Here is a 17560-nt window from a genome sequence, read left to right on the forward strand (position 1 = left end):
CAAGGAGATTTAAAATGAAAAGAAATGAACTTAGAAAAGTATTATCAATAGCAGCAATCACAGTGATGTGTGTAACCTTTACCGCATGTGGTACAAATACAGGAACAGTAAGCGGAGAATCTACGATTATTACTGAGGAGGCTGCGCCTGAGGACAGCACAGTTTCTGCAGATGCGACAAATGAAGAGGCATCTGCTGATAAACCTGAAGGAGAAATGCCGGAAGGAGAGACTCCTCCGGAAAAACCTGATGGAGAAGCTCCTGACGGACAGGCCCCGAATGGAGCACCTGGTGAAAAGCCTGACGGTGAAGCACCCGGAAATCCTCCTGAAGGAGGCGGATTTGGCGGTGGAAGCAGTAGCGCAGATATAGAGTATAAAGCCGCTGATGAGATAGTAGCTGCCGATTCGCAGGATGGAAAAACCTATGACAGCAGTGTTGCGGATGAGAGCGCACTTATGATAAGCACTTCAGAAGAGGTATCTATCTCAAATGCTACGGTTACAAAGACAGGCGACTCAGATGGTGGAGACAGCTGCAATTTTTATGGCCTTAATGCTGCAGTCCTTGTGAAAGATGGCTCTACAACTACTATTACTGATAGCACGATTACTTCCGATGCTGACGGAGCAAACGGGTTTTTTTCCTATGGTGGTAACGGTGGAAAAAACGGAGCAGATGGTGATGGAACAAAGGTAATCATCTCTGATACAACTATTACCACCACAGGCGATGGGTCTGGTGGAATCATGACAACAGGTGGCGGTATCACAGAGGCATCAAATCTTACCATTGAGACTAGCGGAAGATCTTCAGCTGCCATAAGAACTGACCGTGGTGGCGGTACAGTTACAGTCGACGGTGGCAGCTATACAACAAATGGACTTGGATCACCTGCGATTTATTCAACCGCAGATATTACAGTTTCTAACGCAACACTCATTTCAAATTTGTCAGAAGGTGTATGTATTGAAGGAATTAATTCCATTACATTAAATGACTGCGATATGACGGCAAACAATACAGATACCAACGGTAATGCCACCTTTTATGACACTATCATGATCTATCAGTCTATGTCCGGAGATGCGGACAGTGGAACTTCCACATTTACAATGAATGGTGGAACGCTGACGAGCAAAAATGGTCATGTTTTTCATGTGACAAACACACAGGCTGTGATCAATCTCGATAATGTAAAGATTGTTAATGAGGATTCAGCGAACGTTCTTCTTTCAGTTTGTGCTGATGGATGGAAGGGAGACAGTAACGTTGCTACAGTAAATGCAAGCAATCAGACACTTGATGGAACAATTCTCGTAGGAAGTGATTCTGAGCTTACTTTAAACCTTACTGATGGTTCAGATTTCACCGGTGCGATTGATGGTAATATTACAAATGCCAAGGGCGAAAGCGTTTCTACAGAAGTGGGAACCGTCTCTGTATCTATAGATAAAAGCAGTACATGGACACTTACAGCCGATACATATATCACATCTTTTGATGGGGATATGTCCAATGTAAATACAAATGGATACACACTTTATGTAAATGGCGAAGCTATGAACTAAACAGAACTGTCCCAGGGGGACGGGATATGGAGTCAAAATAAACGACTCTGTACCTCGCCCCTCATTTTTTATTAATCCTAAAACGACAGAGCAGATGCAGGAGGAGCAAATGGTTGAGAATTTTTATCATTAAACTCAAAACATCATTTAATATGTAAAAAATGTGCTATCATGCTGTTAGCAATCGCTAACTTTGAGAGAGGAGAAAGTTATGAGTTTAAGTGAAGTAAGAGAAAACAACGATGCTGTCATCACAGCAATCAATGGCGACACAAGATTTATGAGCCGCATCACATCGATAGGTTTGAAACCCGGATGCAAGGTCAGTGTCATCAAAAATGATAGTAATAGACCCATGCTTGTCTATTCAAGAGATACCATGATCGCACTGAATCGCAGAGAATGTGCTGGAATCATGGTTGAGGAGGTGACAGCATGAGCACAGCTGCAACTATAGCCATTCTCGGACAACCTAATTCTGGCAAGTCAACTCTGTTTAATGCTCTTACGGGCCTTCGACAGCATGTCGGCAACTGGCCCGGTAATACCATTTTCAGCAACAGATGTGAAGTCCTACGATGAGTTTTACAAGACCCTGGAAAAAGCTATCAGGAAAGATTCAAGGCTTGATGTTTCGGGGCTTAAAGAGCAATACGAAAGCATCAAAGGCTACCAGGAAATATGCAATCTGATTCCGGATCAACAGCAAATGTGGGAAGTCGTGAAATAAGAAGGGGAAAAAATGAATAGAAATAAAAGTGTTATATCGCAGCTATTGGATTACGCAGGTAATCATAAGTATTTTACTATCAGTTCATGGATTCTGGCCGCAATAAGCGCCTTGGTTGCATTGGTGCCGTTTTATTATATCTGGTGCATCATCAAGGAAGTTGTGGAGGTCAGGCCGGATTTTTCAAAGGCAACGCACATAGTCAGCTATGGCTGGAGTGCCGTGGGGATGAGCCTTCTTGCGATGTTTCTCTACATCTCAGCTCTGATGTGCTCCCATTTAGCAGCCTTCAGAGTTCAGACGAATATGAGAAAAGCCATGATGGAGCACGTTATGAAGCTTCCCATGGGCTACATTGAATCCGAAGGAAGCGGCAAAATCAGGAAAATCGTGGCTGAGTCCAGCGCAGCAACAGAGACGTTCCTGGCCCACAGTCTTCCGGACAAAGCAGTCAGCTACGCCACACCGGTTGGGCTTATAGCTATGCTCCTTATTTTTGACTGGAGGATCGGCCTTATCTGCCTTGTGCCTGCGGTTTTAGCATTTCTTATGATGGGCGGAATGATGGGGGAAAAGATGCAGAATGACATGAAGGAGTATCAAAATGCCCTTGATGAGATGTCTGCAGAAGCGGTTGAATATGTCAGGGGAATTCCCGTCGTTAAGACCTTCGGTCAGTCTGTTTTTTCTTTCAAAAGATTCAAGGACGCCATCGATAAATATGAAAAGTGGACAATCACCTACACCATCGGCATGAGAATGCCCATGATAGGCTTTACCACTGCAGCGAATGCGGTATTTGCAGCTCTTGTAGCCTGCAGCTTTATCTTTGCAAGAAACAGCGTTTCAAATACATTCCTGTACAACATTTTCTTTTACATCATCATCACACCGATTCTTTCGGTTACCCTTATGAAGGTGGCCTATGCCGGTGAGAGCCAGATGATAGTAAAAGACGCTCTAAACAGAATGTATGAGCTTCTTGATGTGGAGCCTCTTAAGGAAGCTTCAAATCCTCAAAATCCAAAGGACAGCAGTATAAAGATTGAAAATATCACATTTACATACGATGGAAAGAAGGCCAACGCTATCGACGGCATAAGTCTTGATATCAAGCCCGGTGAACATGTTGCATTTGTTGGCCCTTCCGGCGGCGGTAAAACAACCCTCGCTTCCCTCATCGCGAGATTCTGGGATGTGAAGCAGGGCAGTATCAAAATCGGCGGCGTAGATGTAAAGGATATTTCCTCAGCGGATCTGATGAAAAATGTATCCTATGTTTTTCAGGACAGTAAGCTCCTTAAGATGTCCATCCTTGATAATGTCAGGATGGGAAAGCCCGATGCCACAGAAGCAGAAGTGGTACAGGCCCTTAAAGACGCCATGTGCTGGGATATTATTGAAAAGCTTCCGGATGGAATTAACACCATGATAGGAAGCAAAGGAACCTATGTCTCAGGCGGTGAAGCTCAGCGAATCTCTATTGCCAGAGCATTCCTGAAAAATGCACCGATACTGATTCTGGACGAGGCCACAGCCTTTGCAGATCCTGACAACGAGATCATGGTCCAGAAGGCTTTCGCCAATCTTTCCAAGGATAAAACAGTCATTATGATCGCGCATCGTCTGTCAACTGTGGTGGATGCCGATAAAATCTGTGTTCTTTCCGACGGAAAAATCGTTGAGAGCGGAAAACACGATGCACTGCTTGCAAAGGGCGGCATTTACGACCACATGTGGAATGAGTACAAAAAGTCAGTTAATTGGAAAATGGGAAGGGAGCAGAACAATGATAGAAAAGTTACAGCATAAATACGCGCTCTCTGAGCAGGGAGCAAAGGACATGGTAAAGGCTTTTGGAGCCTGCACCCTGGCGAATCTGGCACAGATGATGCCTGTTGGTATTCTTTTCATGATGACGGAAGACCTACTAAACGGCGAGATTCCCGGAAATCACATAAGAATATTCGTACTGGGCTCCGTAATCTGTCTTTTACTTGTCGCGTATACAGAGTATTTACAGTACAATGCCACCTTCTTTTCAACCTATGTAGAAAGCGGCGTGAGAAGGCGTTCTTTAGCTGAAAAACTTAGAAGAATCCCTCTTTCATTTTTCGGAAAAAAGGACTTAGCTGACCTTACCAACACTATCATGGCGGACTGTGCCATGCTTGAAACCGCATCATCGCACTGGCTTCCGGAGCTGGTTGGTGCTTTTATCTCAACAACTATTGTGGTTATCAGCCTTTTCTTTTTCGATGCCAGAATGGCAATAGCTGCTGTGTGGGTGCTTCCTATAGCCTTCATTATCGTCTTTTCATCAAGACATGTAATGCACAAAGTGAACCGAAAGGGAAGTAAATACAAGGTTGCCTGCCTCGACGGAATTCAGGAAGCACTGGAAACAGTGAGGGATTTAAAGGCCTATAACGCTCAGGATACATATATGGAAGGTCTTAACAAGAAGATTAAGGCTGTTGAGGACCACACCATTTTTACAGAGTTCGTAAACGCAGCATTTGTAAGCAGCGCCCAGATGATCCTGAAGTTCGGAATAGGAACGGTGGCCATTGTTGGTTCCTCACTTCTTATGAAAAACGAGATAAATGTCGTTACTTTCTTTATGTACCTTCTGGTAGTTTCAAGAATGTATGAGCCGCTTCAAATATCTCTGATGAATTTCTCGGCTCTGATTGCAACCGACACTCAGTGCGAGCGAATGGATGAGATTTTATCCCACTATGAGCAGACAGGAAGCGAGACTCTGACAAATCAGAATTATGACATCGAATTTAAAAATGTGCGGTTTTCATATGAGGATGGGGAAACAGTATTAAAGGATGTGAGCTTTGTGGCCAAGCAGGGCGAAGTTACAGCCCTTATCGGTCCATCAGGTGGCGGAAAAACAACGGTTTCAAGACTTGCTGCCAGATTCTGGGATATTGAAAAAGGACTTATTACAGTTGGAGGTATGGATATTTCAAAGATCGATCCTGAAAAGCTTCTTTCCATGTATTCTATAGTTTTCCAGGATGTGACGCTTTTCAATAATACTGTTCTTGAGAATATCCGAATCGGCAAAAAGGAAGCTACGGACGAGGAGGTCAAGGCTGCAGCCAGACTCGCCCACTGCGACGAATTCATTGAAAAGCTTCCTGACGGCTACAACACACTTATTGGTGAGAACGGTTCCGAGCTTTCAGGGGGAGAGCGTCAGAGAATCTCAATCGCCAGAGCTTTCCTTAAGGAAGCGCCTATCATACTGATGGACGAAGCCACAGCTTCTCTCGATGTAGATAACGAGTCGCTGATCCAGGAAGCAATAAGCGATCTCATCAAAAACAAGACCGTGCTTATCATCGCCCATCGCATGCGAACCGTAGACGGAGCCGACAAGATAGTAGTTCTCAGGAATGGAAAAGTGGCTGAATCGGATGCTCCCGCAAAACTCCGGGAAGCAGACGGAATATACAGCCATATGCTTGCAGTTCAGATGCAGACAGAAAATTGGAAGCTGGCATAAGGATCCAATTTCTTAAACTGTATTTTGGTGGGGTAACTGATAGGAAAATCACCTTGAAAAACATCCGGCTTTTCGAGGAACAATGCAGAGAAAATCTGGAGATTCTAAGTGTGTATAAGGATAATCTTGAAAAAGTCCTTGATGAAGAGGATCATATATTTTTCTATCTGACTGTTACTTTCGGAATTGATATATATAAGGCTTACATAAAGTGGTGTAGAAAGGCTAAGATGGTCCTAAAGGACGGGGTTAGCGCATGATTCTAAATGAATTGTGCGCTACATTTTTCTAGGGAAATATGTTTATTCGTCGCATTAGGGCTGCTTATCTATCATCATGTCAGTGCTTTTCCCAGGCATTAAGTATATTTAATGCCATTTGCAGATCTATGATTGCATCTTCTCTGTCGTAGGTAAAGTTTTCAGGGACACTGTCGAACAACTCAATCTTTTCCATCTCGTTGTCCGGCAGCTCTCCAAGAGAACCTACGATGGCAAGGTAGAACCGCCCATTATTCTTGTGTATTCCATCATCCCAGGGCTGCTCGTAATCCCAAAGGGGAATAATTTCACAGTCAGTAATCCCCGTCTCTTCGTACAGCTCGCGCTTCGCAGCCTGCATCGCAGTCTCTCCCTTCTCAACATGACCGCCCGGGTTTTCATAGCTTTTTCTCTTTTTGTGCCAGCAAAACACCCATTTATCCTGATATCTGGTTAAAATCACGACAAATTCAATATTTTCCAGCTGTCCTAAAATGAAATTCTTTTTTCTGTATACCATACCTTCTCCTGTCTCCACCTTATGGGTTTATTTTAAAACGCAGAGACCTATTTTATTATAATTACTTCCCGCCAATTTTTCCAAACAGCATATCAGCGGTCTTTTCAAGCTCCATTCGTTTCTTGGTGTCATCGTAGGAGGTTTCCTTATCATCAATTCCCTTAACGACATCAATTGAGAAAAGCCCATCCCTGTTGCAATAGAAAAAGATTTTACGAACGCCGCTTATCTTGAATCTGGCCGCGGCGCTTCCTTCGGGATACAGCTTAACCATCTGAATTCGATCCGGAGAGGATGCTGCAATAAAGGATATGTAGTGATCCTTGGTCATTTCATGGTCGATTCTGACATAATATTCATCTTCAATGCGCTCAATGAAAATCATGTGGTTTTCATCGGTCTGCTCTGCTTCTGCAGGAAGGAGCTGTACGCCGTGGCACTGTATGACTGCCTCGCCCATGCTGTGAATCGCATTTCCGCAAACAGGACAAACATAGAATTTTGAACGCATCATATTTGCGGATACATTTTCGTTTTTTATCTGGTTGCCGGAAATCAGCTCTGTCACTGATATTCTGAAGGCATCCGCAATCGGTTCAAGCAGGGTTATGTCGGGATAACCTTTTCCCGTTTCCCATTTCGAAACTGTTTTATCGGTTACGCCAAGAAGCTCAGCAAGCTGAAGCTGCGTCATTTTCTTTTGTTCGCGCATTTCCTTAATTACTGCGCCTGTAACATATTGATTCATGGTTTCTACCTCCATAAGTTCTTTGTCATTGCATCTCTTACAGAAATATTAACCTAGTAAGCATACCATAACTACCTACGGAAAGTAGAGTATGAAAAAGAAGTGAAAAACAGGTCTATATCCGTGCATGGAAAGGCCTGTTTTTCTTAGGGTGTTAGAGTAAGCATATCAGGTTTTTGAATATAAAAGGAGGAATTTCAAATGGAAAAGCAGAGGGAAATAAATTCAATGGGCATCGTATATATTATTATGCTTTTGGGAAATATCATAATCAGTACTGTAGCTCTTGCACTCCACAGATTCGGAATAAATGTGCCATCGATTATTGCATCTGTATTATGTGAGATAGTGGTATTGTTGCCAACGATTATTTATTTAAAATCAAAGGGTGAGAATATCCCGGAGAAACTTGGTTTTCATAAGATAAAAACTTCCACTGTTTTTTTGACGATTCTTTTGACACTGGCTGCTTTACCGATAGCCTCGTTCGCAAATGCGCTTTCACAGCTGTTTGTAAAAAACATTGTTGTCCAAAGCTCAGGAGAAATGATTGAAGGATCCGTTGCAATGACACTTATTGTTGTTTCAGTTTTGGCACCTATATGTGAGGAAATAGCTTTCAGAGGCTTTTTGTTCAATGGAATAAAGGGCATTTCCTCAGTAATCAAAGCAGTATTTATATCAAGTCTGTTGTTTGGACTTTTGCATCTTAACCTGAATCAGTTCTGCTACGCAGTTGTGCTTGGTGTAATTTTTGCTCTTGTTAATCAGGCAAGCGGCAGCACATGGACTTCTGTAATAATGCATTTTGTTTATAATATGATAAATATTGTAGTTTTGATAATAGCAACCTTAAGTATGCGGGAGCAGAATATAGATTACGCACAGGCGCAGGAAGCAGCAAGACAGTCCGGCGCGCTAAGTATGATAATGGTTTATGGAGCGCTTTCAGTGGTATGCGTATTTCTGGTATGGCTTCTTCTTAAGACAATTGCCAGGAACCAGGGAAATCTTGAGAGTTTCAAAAATATACTTGCCAGAAAGAATATCCAGGATGCAGAATCAGATGTAAGAGTTCACAGTTTTTTAAATGCGCCTATGATGTTAAGCACGTTTATTGGCATTGTGGCTATGATCGTATATCAGGTATCAGGAGTCTGATCCGAGGGGGTTTTTATGAGAAAGCATTACCTTGACAACATAAGATGGATTACGGTGGTAATTGTAGTTATTTATCATGTTATCTATATGTTTAATGCGGAAGGAATCCCCGGAGTTGTAGGGAATATTACCGGACTTGAAGTGCAGTACTATGATGTTTTTCAATATCTGACTCATCCGTGGTTCATGTTCCTTTTGTTTATGGTGTCGGGTATCAGTTCAAGGTATTATCTTGTAAATCACTCAGACAAGGAATTTCTGAAAAGCAGGACAACCAAGCTGCTGGTGCCTTCAACTATAGGCCTTTTTGTATTTCAGTTTATTCAGGGCTACTTCAATACCAGATTAAGTGATGCCATGAATATGATGAAAACAGTACCTGCGCCTGTAGCGTTCCTAATTATGGTAGCCAGCGGTATAGGCGTTCTGTGGTACATACAGCTGCTTTGGGTATTTTCGGCTGTACTGATCCCTATAAGAAAAATTGAAAAAGACAGGCTGTGGAAACTGGGAGCAGGAACAAACATCATAGGGATTATTCTTATCTCTGTTTTGGTATTTGGGGCAGCCCAGATTCTCAACACACCTATCATTTGTGTTTACAGATTCGGGTATTATGGGATTGCCTTTTTACTTGGATATTTCGTTTTTTCTCATGATGAGGTGATTGAAATTATAAAAAAGTGGTGCCTTCCTTTTATAATAGTGGCGCTCGCTTTGGGCCTGGCATTTTCCGTGCGCTATTTTGGAGAAAACTACGCGGATGTACCAGTGAACAGGTATCCTTTATATACGTTCTTTGGATATTTCGCGTCCCTTGCATTTCTTTCAGCGGGAGCCGGATATCTTGATTTTACAGATGCATTCACGTCGTGGATGAACAGACACAGCTGGGGATTATACATTTTTCACTATCTTGGAATATCGATAATTGCTGTAGAGGTGGGGGCGAGACATATCCTTCCGGCGGTATTGGTTTATGCATTAAGTCTTCTGGCGGCATTTGTCGTTGCTTTTATCCTCTATGCGGTGATTTCGAGGATACCTTTCTTTAGATGGGCAGTACTTGGAATAAAAAAGAAATGAGATCATTATTGTGTGAAAAGATTAAAGCGGCGTCCGGAAAGGGAAATTCTACTTTGCGGAATATCTTAAGGGAATTAATTGCTAAGATGAACTGTGCAGAAATAGGGGGACGATGAAAAAGAAAGAGATTTTAATAGCATCTATATCTATTGCCTTGATGATAATAATTTTAAATTGTTATTTCATTCATGATCGGGGCAGGTTTGACGGGGAAAGAGTTTACTCGAAGAATCCATATAGATTCTATCTGAACTTTAACCTGATGAATACAGATGACTCGGAGACTATGGTGCTCAACGAAGGAGAGACATTGCATGTTTCCTGGCAGCTCGATGAAGGAATTGCAGATGTAATGATTGTGATGGCAGATGAAGCACCAATTTATCGGGCAGATAATTGCTCAAAGGGTGAGAATGCAGATTTTGAATTAGCAGTTCCCAAGACCGGAGAATATACAACTACTATTTCTGCATATCATGCCAAAGGCTGGTTAGAAGTAAAAGAGAAAAAGAGTGATACGTAGTAGGAAGAACAACGTGCCATTGGGGACGGTTCTACTTGGCACGGTCACAATGGCACGCGGGAAGGTGAGGAGTAGCGCACGTGCCAAAGAGAACCGTCCCCAATGGCACAGGGACGGGGGTTGTGGACCATTTTTATTCAGATTTTACTCACAAACGCCGCGCACCACAGTCCGTCAGCTTCTTCAAGAGTCTACTTTGGAAACGACCGAATTATCGGTTCTAGACTTGATTTTTCTCCGTCCACAAAAACCGCGAAACGGAATCTGTGTCAATATTTTCGCAATACATGCGAGTTGTTGTCTGGTTGCCGTGCGGTGGATTAATCTTTCATTTTCTAAAACTCCATCCATCTTATCATCCCCTAAAGCCTTTTTCTGAACCAGTAAGATGTTTTTTGGTGTCCCATATGTTCATAAAAGGTATGGTCTCCTATTCCGATCAGATACAACTTTTTTATAGAAATTTTATTCTTGCATATCTTAACGCCACACCTTCATATGGTTTAAACTAGATTTAGTATTTTAGCATATGGAGGTATTCTTATGAGTTTTACAAAAGCAACAAAAATGTTTTTTCTGACTATGGTAACATTTCTGTTTATATCTTTGCCATTTGGCATAACTGCAAAAGCAGAAACGTCTGGAGAGTTGCTAAGCGGAAGCAATTTCAATTTTGCAATCAAACGTCTGGTAGACCCTAATGTTGATCCTAATGTTGATCCTGATATTGTAGATGATACTACCATTACGGAAATAGAGTTTCTCTCAACAGGTGCAGCGCAGCCAACTTCTGGAGTCTCAGCCGCTGTTGGAACAGACGTAACCGCATATTATGACAGTTCTTCTAAAAAGATTAGCATTTATACTACTGCTTCAAAATTCTATTTCAATAATGATTCTTCGCATCAATTTTCCAGTTTCGAAGGACTGCAAACTCTAACTTTGGGAAATAAAATTGATACTTCTAATGTTAATACTATGGAATGCATGTTTTTAGGATGCGAAGCACTTACAGCTCTCAACTTGACTGGCTTCAATACTTCAAATACAGAATATATGGATACCATGTTTGGATGGTGTGAAAATCTTGCAAACATTAATCTTTCAAGTTTTGATACATCAAATTTAAAATCTGCTCATGCACTATTTCTTGGATGCCGGGAACTGACTTCTGTGAATGTCAGCCATTTCAATACTTCCAAAGTAGAAAATATGTGCCAAATGTTTGATGAATGCCCAAAACTAAACTCTGTCGATATCACAAATTTCGACATGACAAATGTTAAATATGCTGATTTAATGTTTAACATCAGTTCAAATGGACATATTTATCTTCCTGAATCCTTCCATAAATTTGATACTTATTGGTACTATTGGGATACAATCCCCGATGCATTTAGTGAATTAAATACATCCGTAACCGTGCATTATCCAGGTACAATCTCACAGTGGGCGGCATTTGGATATACCTTCCCAAATGTTGTATGTACAAATGGCACACCGATTATTCTGTCTGACAATACGGCATCCCTTACAACAACTGAATATGATTACACTGGATCACCTATAACGCCATCTGTAAAGGTTACTTATAACGGAACAGTATTGACTGATGGCACACATTACACATTGGAATACGCCAACAACACAAATGCCGGTACTGCTGCAGTGATTATAAAAGGTAAAAGTCCCTATGTTGGAACAATAAACAAATCCTTCACCATTAAGCAGAAGGCCATAACTAGCGCAACCCTGACATTATCTGAATCTATTTATACATATGATGGTACTGTAAAAGAGCCAGCTGTGGCTGTTGTTCTTGATGGTAAAGCATTAACAATTGGTACAGACTACACTGTAGCTTATGCAAATAACACTAATGCTGGAACAGCAACTGTAACAGTTACCGGATCCGGAAATTACACTGGTATAGCTACTACAAATTTCACTATCAAAGAAAAAGAAGATGATTCTAAATCACAGGAAGAACAAAAGACTGAGCAGATAGATCCCAAGCAGAAGAACACAACCATTGCCAAGCCAAAAGCAGGCAAGAAATCATTCACAATTACATGGAAGAAAGCTGCCAAGGGAATCGCAGGATACGAAATGCAGTACAGCACCGATAAGAACTTCAAGAATGATGTCAAGACCGTAACGATAAGCAAGACAAAGACAACATCCAAAACGATCAAGAAGCTTAAATCCAAGAAAAAGTACTACATCAGGATCCGCACCTATAAGAAGTCAGGAGCGGAAAAAGTTTACTCAAAGTGGAGTAAAACAAAGAGTGTAAAGGTTAAATAACATGAATGAAGGGGGGCTGTCGCACTAAGAATAGCGACAGCCCTCTCTCTATATCATTCCGAATCAAGTATTGTGTCAAAATGCTTTCTGTTCATCCTTGATACACTTTTATCATGAGCATGTATAGCAATAAGCATAAGTACAGCTATTGCAAATCCTTTAATGATATACTCCTTTAGTGTGCCATCGGGGACGGTTCTACTTGGCACGCAGCACACAAGAAAGGCGTGCCAAAGAGAACCGTCCCCAATGGCAAAGAAACCGGCATAAAGGAGATATTTAAAGGCTACATCGATGCTGGATTCTAAGGCGTAAGGAGCTTAAAATGACTTTTCCTCGTTTCAATTATTCCTTCCTTCTGCATTTTGCCAAGTTCCTTGGAAAGTGCACTTCTTTCAAGGTTTAGATAATCAGCGAGCTGCTGGCGGTCAAAAGGAATGTCGAACTCACTACTATCATTCTGTAGGGAAAGTGTATTCAGGTATGACATTACTCTTTCACGGATCGTCTTAGGAGAAGTGTGGAAGCTCCGGCCAGACAGATTTAGGTTTTTCTTTGAAGATATTAACAAAAGATTGCGCAGGAATTTGTAATCCCAGGAATTCTGGCTCACTACTGAGTTCAGGATTCCTTTTGTTTTGAGCATAAGTATAGAACAGCCTTCGTTGGCCATGACATCAACCAACATGGGAACATCTTCGAGAAGGGCGTAGGCCTCAGCAAAAATCCCATCTTTTTCTACATGGCTTAGGATAGTTCTATTTCCCCATATATCATCACTTAAGATTGTGACACTACCGGATAATACGATCCCTATGACTCCGGGCTTGGAACCTGCGTGTAGTATAAGATCATTCTTCTTATAATTCTGCTTTTTGGCATCAAGCGACTTCAGTAAAGCAGATATCTCATTTTCTGTCATTCCTCTGAAAAGGGGAATTTTCTGCAGAACGTCAATATCCATTTAAATATCTCCAAAGAATTCAGAGTCAGGCACGGAAATGCAAACTCTAATTATTTTACAAATGTGGTTATAACAACATACTTATATTGTAAATCATATTAAACTGACATCATAAAAGCAAGGAGGTCAGGAAAATATGGTACGTAAGATTATAAAGATAGATGAGGATAAATGCATAGGATGCGGGCTTTGTGCGACTGCCTGCCACGAAGGTGCCATTGAAATGGTGAATGGAAAGGCAAAGCTTGTAAGAGAGAATTTCTGTGATGGCTTTGGTGACTGTCTCCCGGGATGCCCTACTGGTGCTATCACATTTGAAGAGAGGGAAGCTCCTGAATACGATGAAGCTGCTGTTAATAAGGCAAAAGAGCTAAAGGCCTGCCCTGGTGGACATCATGAAGGCCATGAAAGCGGAGGATGCCCCGGCTCAAGATTTATGAAGTTCGAGAAAAAAGAGGATTCAAAGGAAGATAGTAATGCGACTTTAGCAGACAGATTTGTATCACATCCATCAAGACTTGAGCAGTGGCCATGTCAGATAAAGCTTCTTCCAACAACAGGAGATTTTTACAACGGAGCAAAGCTTCTTATAGCGGCTGATTGCACAGCTTACGCTTATGCCAACATGCATGAGGATTTCATGAAGGGCAAGATCACAATGATAGGCTGTCCCAAGCTTGATGAGGGAGACTACACAGAGAAATTGACAGAAATTATCAGCAAGAACGACATTGCAAGTGTTACGATAGTAAGGATGGAAGTTCCCTGTTGCGGAGGTCTTCAGAGAGCTGCTGAAAATGCAATACGGAACAGCGGAAAGTTCCTTCCATGGCAGGTTGTAACAATCTCAAGAAACGGTGAAGTTATAGAATAAATCAGCTTTTGGCATAAAGTAATGGAAAAGGAGGAAACATCTATGAGGAATCTATGAAACAGATCGCTGAAAACGTTAAGAACAGTGCTTATGAGATAATCGAGAAAAAGGGAGCTACCTATTACGGCATTGCCATGTCAGTACGCAGGATTTGCGAAGCGATTGTTCGTGATGAAAAGACCATTCTTCCGGTATCGAGTTTGCAGCATGATAACCATGGTATTTCTGATGTAGCCCTGAGCATGCCTGCAATCGTTGGTAAAGATGGTGTTGAGAGTACAGTTCCGATCAGCCTTAATGATGCAGAAACAGAGGCTTTAAGAGCTTCTGCTGACACCTTAAAAAAGGTAATAGAGGAAGTGTTGTAAGTGGCAAGTTATTCATGATAAAACTTATAATATTACAAGAGGCCGAAGCATGTAACTGATATGCTTCGGCCTTTATTTCATTTCTTTTTCTTCTTGCCAGCCATGAAAACCTTGATTGCATCAAAGGTCTCATCACTGATGTAGTGCTCCACACGACAAGCATCTTCGGAGGCGATCTTATCGTCAACTCCAATATACTTAAGTGCTTCAGTCAGTACTGTATGGCGCTCGTAGATGCGCTTAGCCAGAACCTTACCTGCTTCTGTCAAAACAACAAAACCATAGTCATCAGTCTTGACCAGTCCCTCATCCTTTAGAAGATGCATGGCGCGGCTAACAGAGGGCCTTGAATAACCAAGCTCCTCGCCGATATCCACAGCACGGACATTGGCGTGGCTTTGTGAAAGAACATAAATTGTCTCCAGATACATCTCTCCAGATTCTTGAAGTGCCATAATTTGGCCGCCTTTCTTAAGCTTTTTCTTACAATTAAGAATACTATAACACTTGAGGAAAAACAAATGGAAATAAAAGTGCCGGCTAAAGAGTTGGCATTTTTGCCACGTAAATTACTGCCAATTTAATTGCGCAAAAGCAGATAAAATCTGGGTTTTTTGAAAAATTCTTATTGACAATTATTATTGGTAAGCATATCCTATGAATGAAGTTAGCATAAGCTAATCGATGTAATACATTGCTAACGACACTTAAGCAAATAGGAGAGTAAAATGTCTATGTCACTTAATGAAGCAGCACTCGGTACAGAATATACAATCGAAAATGTCGCAACTGGCGGCGATGAAGAGATGGAGAGCTTTCTCTTTTCACTTGGTTGTTATAGTGGAGAGAAGATCACAGTTGTAGACAAAAAGAGAAATTTGGTAGTCGCTATTAAGGATGCAAGATATAATATTGACCCTGAGTTAGCGGATGCTATCAGAATTCAGTAAGATTCGAAGACACATTTAAAACGTGTTTTGAATGATATTGCAACTTTTAGGAGGATGAAAAAATGAGAATCGCTATGGCGGGTAATCCCAACAGCGGCAAAACAACCATGTACAACGCCTTAACCGGTAGATCTGAAAAGATCGGTAACTGGGCCGGCGTTACAGTTGACAAGAAAGAGAGCGTTATCAAAAAGAGCTACTATGATGGCGACAAGGAGCTGATCGCAGTAGATCTTCCCGGAGCATATTCAATGTCTCCATTCACATCAGAGGAGAGCATCACAAGTGGATATGTTAAGAACGAGCATCCTGATGCTATCATCAACATCGTGGATGCAACTAATCTTAGCAGGAGTCTCTTTTTCACAACACAGCTACTTGAACTTGGGGTTCCTGTAGTTGTTGCTCTTAACAAGAATGATGCCAATGATAAGAAGGGCAACTCTATTGATGAGAAGCTCCTTTCAGAGAAGCTTGGTTGTCCTGTTATCAAGACTGTAGCTACTTCTGAGACAGGCCTTAAGGAAGTTGTTAAGGCAGCCGCAGAGCTTGAGGGCCAGGGACAGAAAGAGCCTTACGTTCAGGGCAATGTGGATCTTACCAGCAAGGCTGAGGTTGAGGCAGCTGACAGAAAGCGATTCGAGTTTGTTAATAAGATCGTAAGCGAAGTAGAGAACCGTAAGGTGTTCACCAAGGACAAGAACTTTGGCGATACGATTGATAACGTGATTACACATCCTATTCTTGGTATTGCGATCTTTGCGGCCATCATGTGGCTGGTATTCTATATTTCACAGACAACAGTTGGAACATGGCTTGCAGATATCCTTGCAGGCTGGATTGAATCCTTCCAGGGAATGGTTGGAGATGCTATGGCAGATGCCAACCCACTCCTTTATGCTCTGCTTGTTGATGGTATTATCGGTGGTGTAGGTGCCGTTGTTGGTTTCCTTCCACTGGTTATGGTTATGTACTTCCTCATCGCTCTTTTAGAGGACTGCGGATATATGGCAAGAGCAACAGTTGTTCTTGACCCTATCTTTAAGAGGGTTGGTCTTTCAGGTAAGTCAGTTATCCCTATGATTATTGGTACCGGTTGCGGAATTCCGGCTATCATGGCCTGCAGAACCATCAGGAATGAGAGGGAGAGACGTGCAACAGCCATGCTTGCAACCTTCATGCCATGCGGAGCCAAGCTTCCTGTAATAGCTCTTTTCGCCGGAGCATTCTTCCCGGAGTCAAGATGGGTAAGCTTTATCTGCTACATGGGTGGTATCCTTCTGATCCTCCTTGGAGCACTTCTTATCAAGGCTATCACTGGTATGAAGTATAGAAAGAGTTTCTTCATCATTGAGCTTCCTGAGTACAAGGTTCCCAGCCTTTCATTTGCTCTTAAGTCAATGCTTGAAAGAGGTAAGGCTTATATCGTTAAGGCCGGAACTGTTATCCTTGTATGTAACACAGTTGTACAGATCATGCAGACCTTCAACTTTAGCTTCCAGCCGGTTGAAGAGGGAATGGAGAGCACATCAATCCTTGCAGGAGTTGCAGGACCATTTGCATACCTTCTCGTACCTGTAGTTGGTGTTGTCAGCTGGCAGCTTGCAGCGGCAGCTATTACAGGCTTCATCGCAAAAGAGAATGTTGTTGGGTAAGCGCTTTTCACTCACCCGTTCATAACCAACCAGACCACCAGAATGGCTTAAAAAAATAAACCTTTCCGGTGGCCTTTTAAATTTTTAGAAATCAGATCTACTCTAGGTACGAATCCTACTGATTGAGATCTTCCTTCCTAGTCTTATTCATGCACCTTTCCTGCATCTTTTCAGTCCATGGCATATACTCGGCTGCCCGTGCAGGCTCATTAACAAAGTCTCGGGCATGCTCCAAAAGTTCTGTCAGGTAGAGTTCAGGATCAAGGTTATTTGCAGCTGCTGTATCAATAAGAGACTTGATGATAGCAGCGGATCTGGCT

Annotated in this window: 17 protein-coding genes and 3 pseudogenes; 15 read left to right on the forward strand and 5 right to left on the reverse strand. The window is 42.0% G+C overall.

What is annotated here, in order from left to right:
- Nucleotides 1-14 precede the first annotated feature (14 nt).
- The 7 genes and pseudogenes from G608_RS0108400 (at nucleotide 15) to G608_RS20490 (ending at nucleotide 6084) form a co-directional block, all read left to right on the forward strand.
- On the forward strand, nucleotides 15-1571 hold the full coding sequence (locus tag G608_RS0108400; RefSeq protein ID WP_026495661.1) for a hypothetical protein: 1557 nt from the start codon (nucleotides 15-17) through the stop codon (nucleotides 1569-1571).
- A gap of 211 nt (nucleotides 1572-1782) precedes the next feature.
- Complete coding sequence (locus G608_RS0108405) at nucleotides 1783-2010, forward strand: FeoA family protein (protein WP_026495662.1); 228 nt, start codon at nucleotides 1783-1785, stop codon at nucleotides 2008-2010.
- A pseudogene (locus G608_RS22850) lies at nucleotides 2007-2123 on the forward strand (FeoB small GTPase domain-containing protein); the annotation flags it as partial. The gene G608_RS0108405 and the pseudogene G608_RS22850, both read left to right, overlap by 4 nt.
- Nucleotides 2095-2301, forward strand: a complete 207-nt coding sequence (locus G608_RS23575) for a hypothetical protein (protein WP_196810162.1) — start codon at nucleotides 2095-2097, stop codon at nucleotides 2299-2301. The pseudogene G608_RS22850 and the gene G608_RS23575, both read left to right, overlap by 29 nt.
- Nucleotides 2302-2313: 12 nt before the next feature.
- Nucleotides 2314-4113, forward strand: coding sequence for an ABC transporter ATP-binding protein (locus tag G608_RS0108415; protein ID WP_026495663.1), 1800 nt, complete (start codon nucleotides 2314-2316; stop codon nucleotides 4111-4113).
- Nucleotides 4091-5824, forward strand: coding sequence for an ABC transporter ATP-binding protein (locus G608_RS0108420; protein WP_026495664.1), 1734 nt, complete (start codon nucleotides 4091-4093; stop codon nucleotides 5822-5824). The genes G608_RS0108415 and G608_RS0108420 overlap by 23 nt, the downstream gene beginning before the upstream one ends.
- Entirely contained in the window at nucleotides 5809-6084 is a 276-nt protein-coding gene (locus G608_RS20490) for a hypothetical protein (RefSeq protein ID WP_051209035.1), read from the forward strand. Before G608_RS0108420 ends, G608_RS20490 begins: the two co-directional genes overlap by 16 nt.
- 79 nt (nucleotides 6085-6163) lie before the next feature.
- Here the strand turns inward: G608_RS20490 and G608_RS0108430 are convergent, their stop codons facing one another.
- Together G608_RS0108430 and G608_RS20495 are read right to left on the reverse strand one after the other, a co-directional pair.
- Entirely contained in the window at nucleotides 6164-6604 is a 441-nt protein-coding gene (locus G608_RS0108430) for an NUDIX domain-containing protein (RefSeq protein WP_051209037.1), read from the reverse strand.
- A gap of 61 nt (nucleotides 6605-6665) precedes the next feature.
- Nucleotides 6666-7352 (reverse strand): helix-turn-helix domain-containing protein, encoded by a 687-nt coding sequence (locus G608_RS20495; protein ID WP_081677364.1) that lies wholly within the window; start codon nucleotides 7350-7352, stop codon nucleotides 6666-6668.
- A 201-nt stretch (nucleotides 7353-7553) separates the two neighbouring features.
- Here G608_RS20495 and G608_RS0108440 point away from each other — a divergent pair, with 201 nt between their 5' ends.
- The 4 genes from G608_RS0108440 (at nucleotide 7554) to G608_RS0108455 (ending at nucleotide 12429) form a co-directional block, all read left to right on the forward strand.
- Nucleotides 7554-8513: a CPBP family intramembrane glutamic endopeptidase gene (locus tag G608_RS0108440; RefSeq protein ID WP_026495666.1), complete on the forward strand. Its 960-nt coding sequence runs from the start codon at nucleotides 7554-7556 to the stop codon at nucleotides 8511-8513.
- A 15-nt stretch (nucleotides 8514-8528) separates the two neighbouring features.
- A complete protein-coding gene (locus tag G608_RS0108445) occupies nucleotides 8529-9599 on the forward strand; it encodes an acyltransferase family protein (RefSeq protein ID WP_026495667.1) in 1071 nt (356 codons plus the stop codon).
- 112 nt (nucleotides 9600-9711) lie between these two features.
- Nucleotides 9712-10122: a hypothetical protein gene (locus G608_RS0108450; RefSeq protein WP_026495668.1), complete on the forward strand. Its 411-nt coding sequence runs from the start codon at nucleotides 9712-9714 to the stop codon at nucleotides 10120-10122.
- 543 nt (nucleotides 10123-10665) lie between these two features.
- Entirely contained in the window at nucleotides 10666-12429 is a 1764-nt protein-coding gene (locus G608_RS0108455; RefSeq protein ID WP_026495669.1) for a BspA family leucine-rich repeat surface protein, read from the forward strand.
- A gap of 304 nt (nucleotides 12430-12733) precedes the next feature.
- On the opposite strand, the gene G608_RS0108465 is transcribed toward G608_RS0108455, so the two are convergent.
- Entirely contained in the window at nucleotides 12734-13393 is a 660-nt protein-coding gene (locus G608_RS0108465) for a Crp/Fnr family transcriptional regulator (RefSeq protein ID WP_026495670.1), read from the reverse strand.
- A gap of 136 nt (nucleotides 13394-13529) precedes the next feature.
- Here G608_RS0108465 and G608_RS0108470 point away from each other — a divergent pair, with 136 nt between their 5' ends.
- A complete protein-coding gene (locus tag G608_RS0108470; RefSeq protein WP_026495671.1) occupies nucleotides 13530-14267 on the forward strand; it encodes an ATP-binding protein in 738 nt (245 codons plus the stop codon).
- 41 nt (nucleotides 14268-14308) lie between these two features.
- Nucleotides 14309-14635 (forward strand): annotated as a pseudogene (locus G608_RS0108475) (L-lactate dehydrogenase); the annotation flags it as partial.
- Nucleotides 14636-14712: 77 nt separating this feature from the next.
- Here the strand turns inward: G608_RS0108475 and G608_RS0108480 are convergent.
- The gene (locus G608_RS0108480) at nucleotides 14713-15090 is read right to left on the reverse strand and encodes a metal-dependent transcriptional regulator (RefSeq protein ID WP_026495673.1); all 378 of its coding nucleotides are present in this window, start codon (nucleotides 15088-15090) and stop codon (nucleotides 14713-14715) included.
- A gap of 279 nt (nucleotides 15091-15369) precedes the next feature.
- Between G608_RS0108480 and G608_RS0108485 the strand changes: the two genes are divergently transcribed.
- Nucleotides 15370-15585, forward strand: coding sequence for a FeoA family protein (locus G608_RS0108485; protein ID WP_026495674.1), 216 nt, complete (start codon nucleotides 15370-15372; stop codon nucleotides 15583-15585).
- A 62-nt stretch (nucleotides 15586-15647) separates the two neighbouring features.
- On the forward strand, nucleotides 15648-17240 hold the full coding sequence (gene feoB / locus G608_RS20500) for a ferrous iron transporter B (protein ID WP_035795088.1): 1593 nt from the start codon (nucleotides 15648-15650) through the stop codon (nucleotides 17238-17240).
- Nucleotides 17241-17355: 115 nt separating this feature from the next.
- On the opposite strand, the pseudogene G608_RS20505 reads toward feoB, so the two are convergent.
- Nucleotides 17356-17560: pseudogene (locus G608_RS20505) on the reverse strand (transposase domain-containing protein); the annotation flags it as partial.

The organism is Butyrivibrio sp. WCD3002 (assembly GCF_000424265.1).
Classification (GTDB): Bacteria; Bacillota; Clostridia; order Lachnospirales; family Lachnospiraceae; genus Butyrivibrio.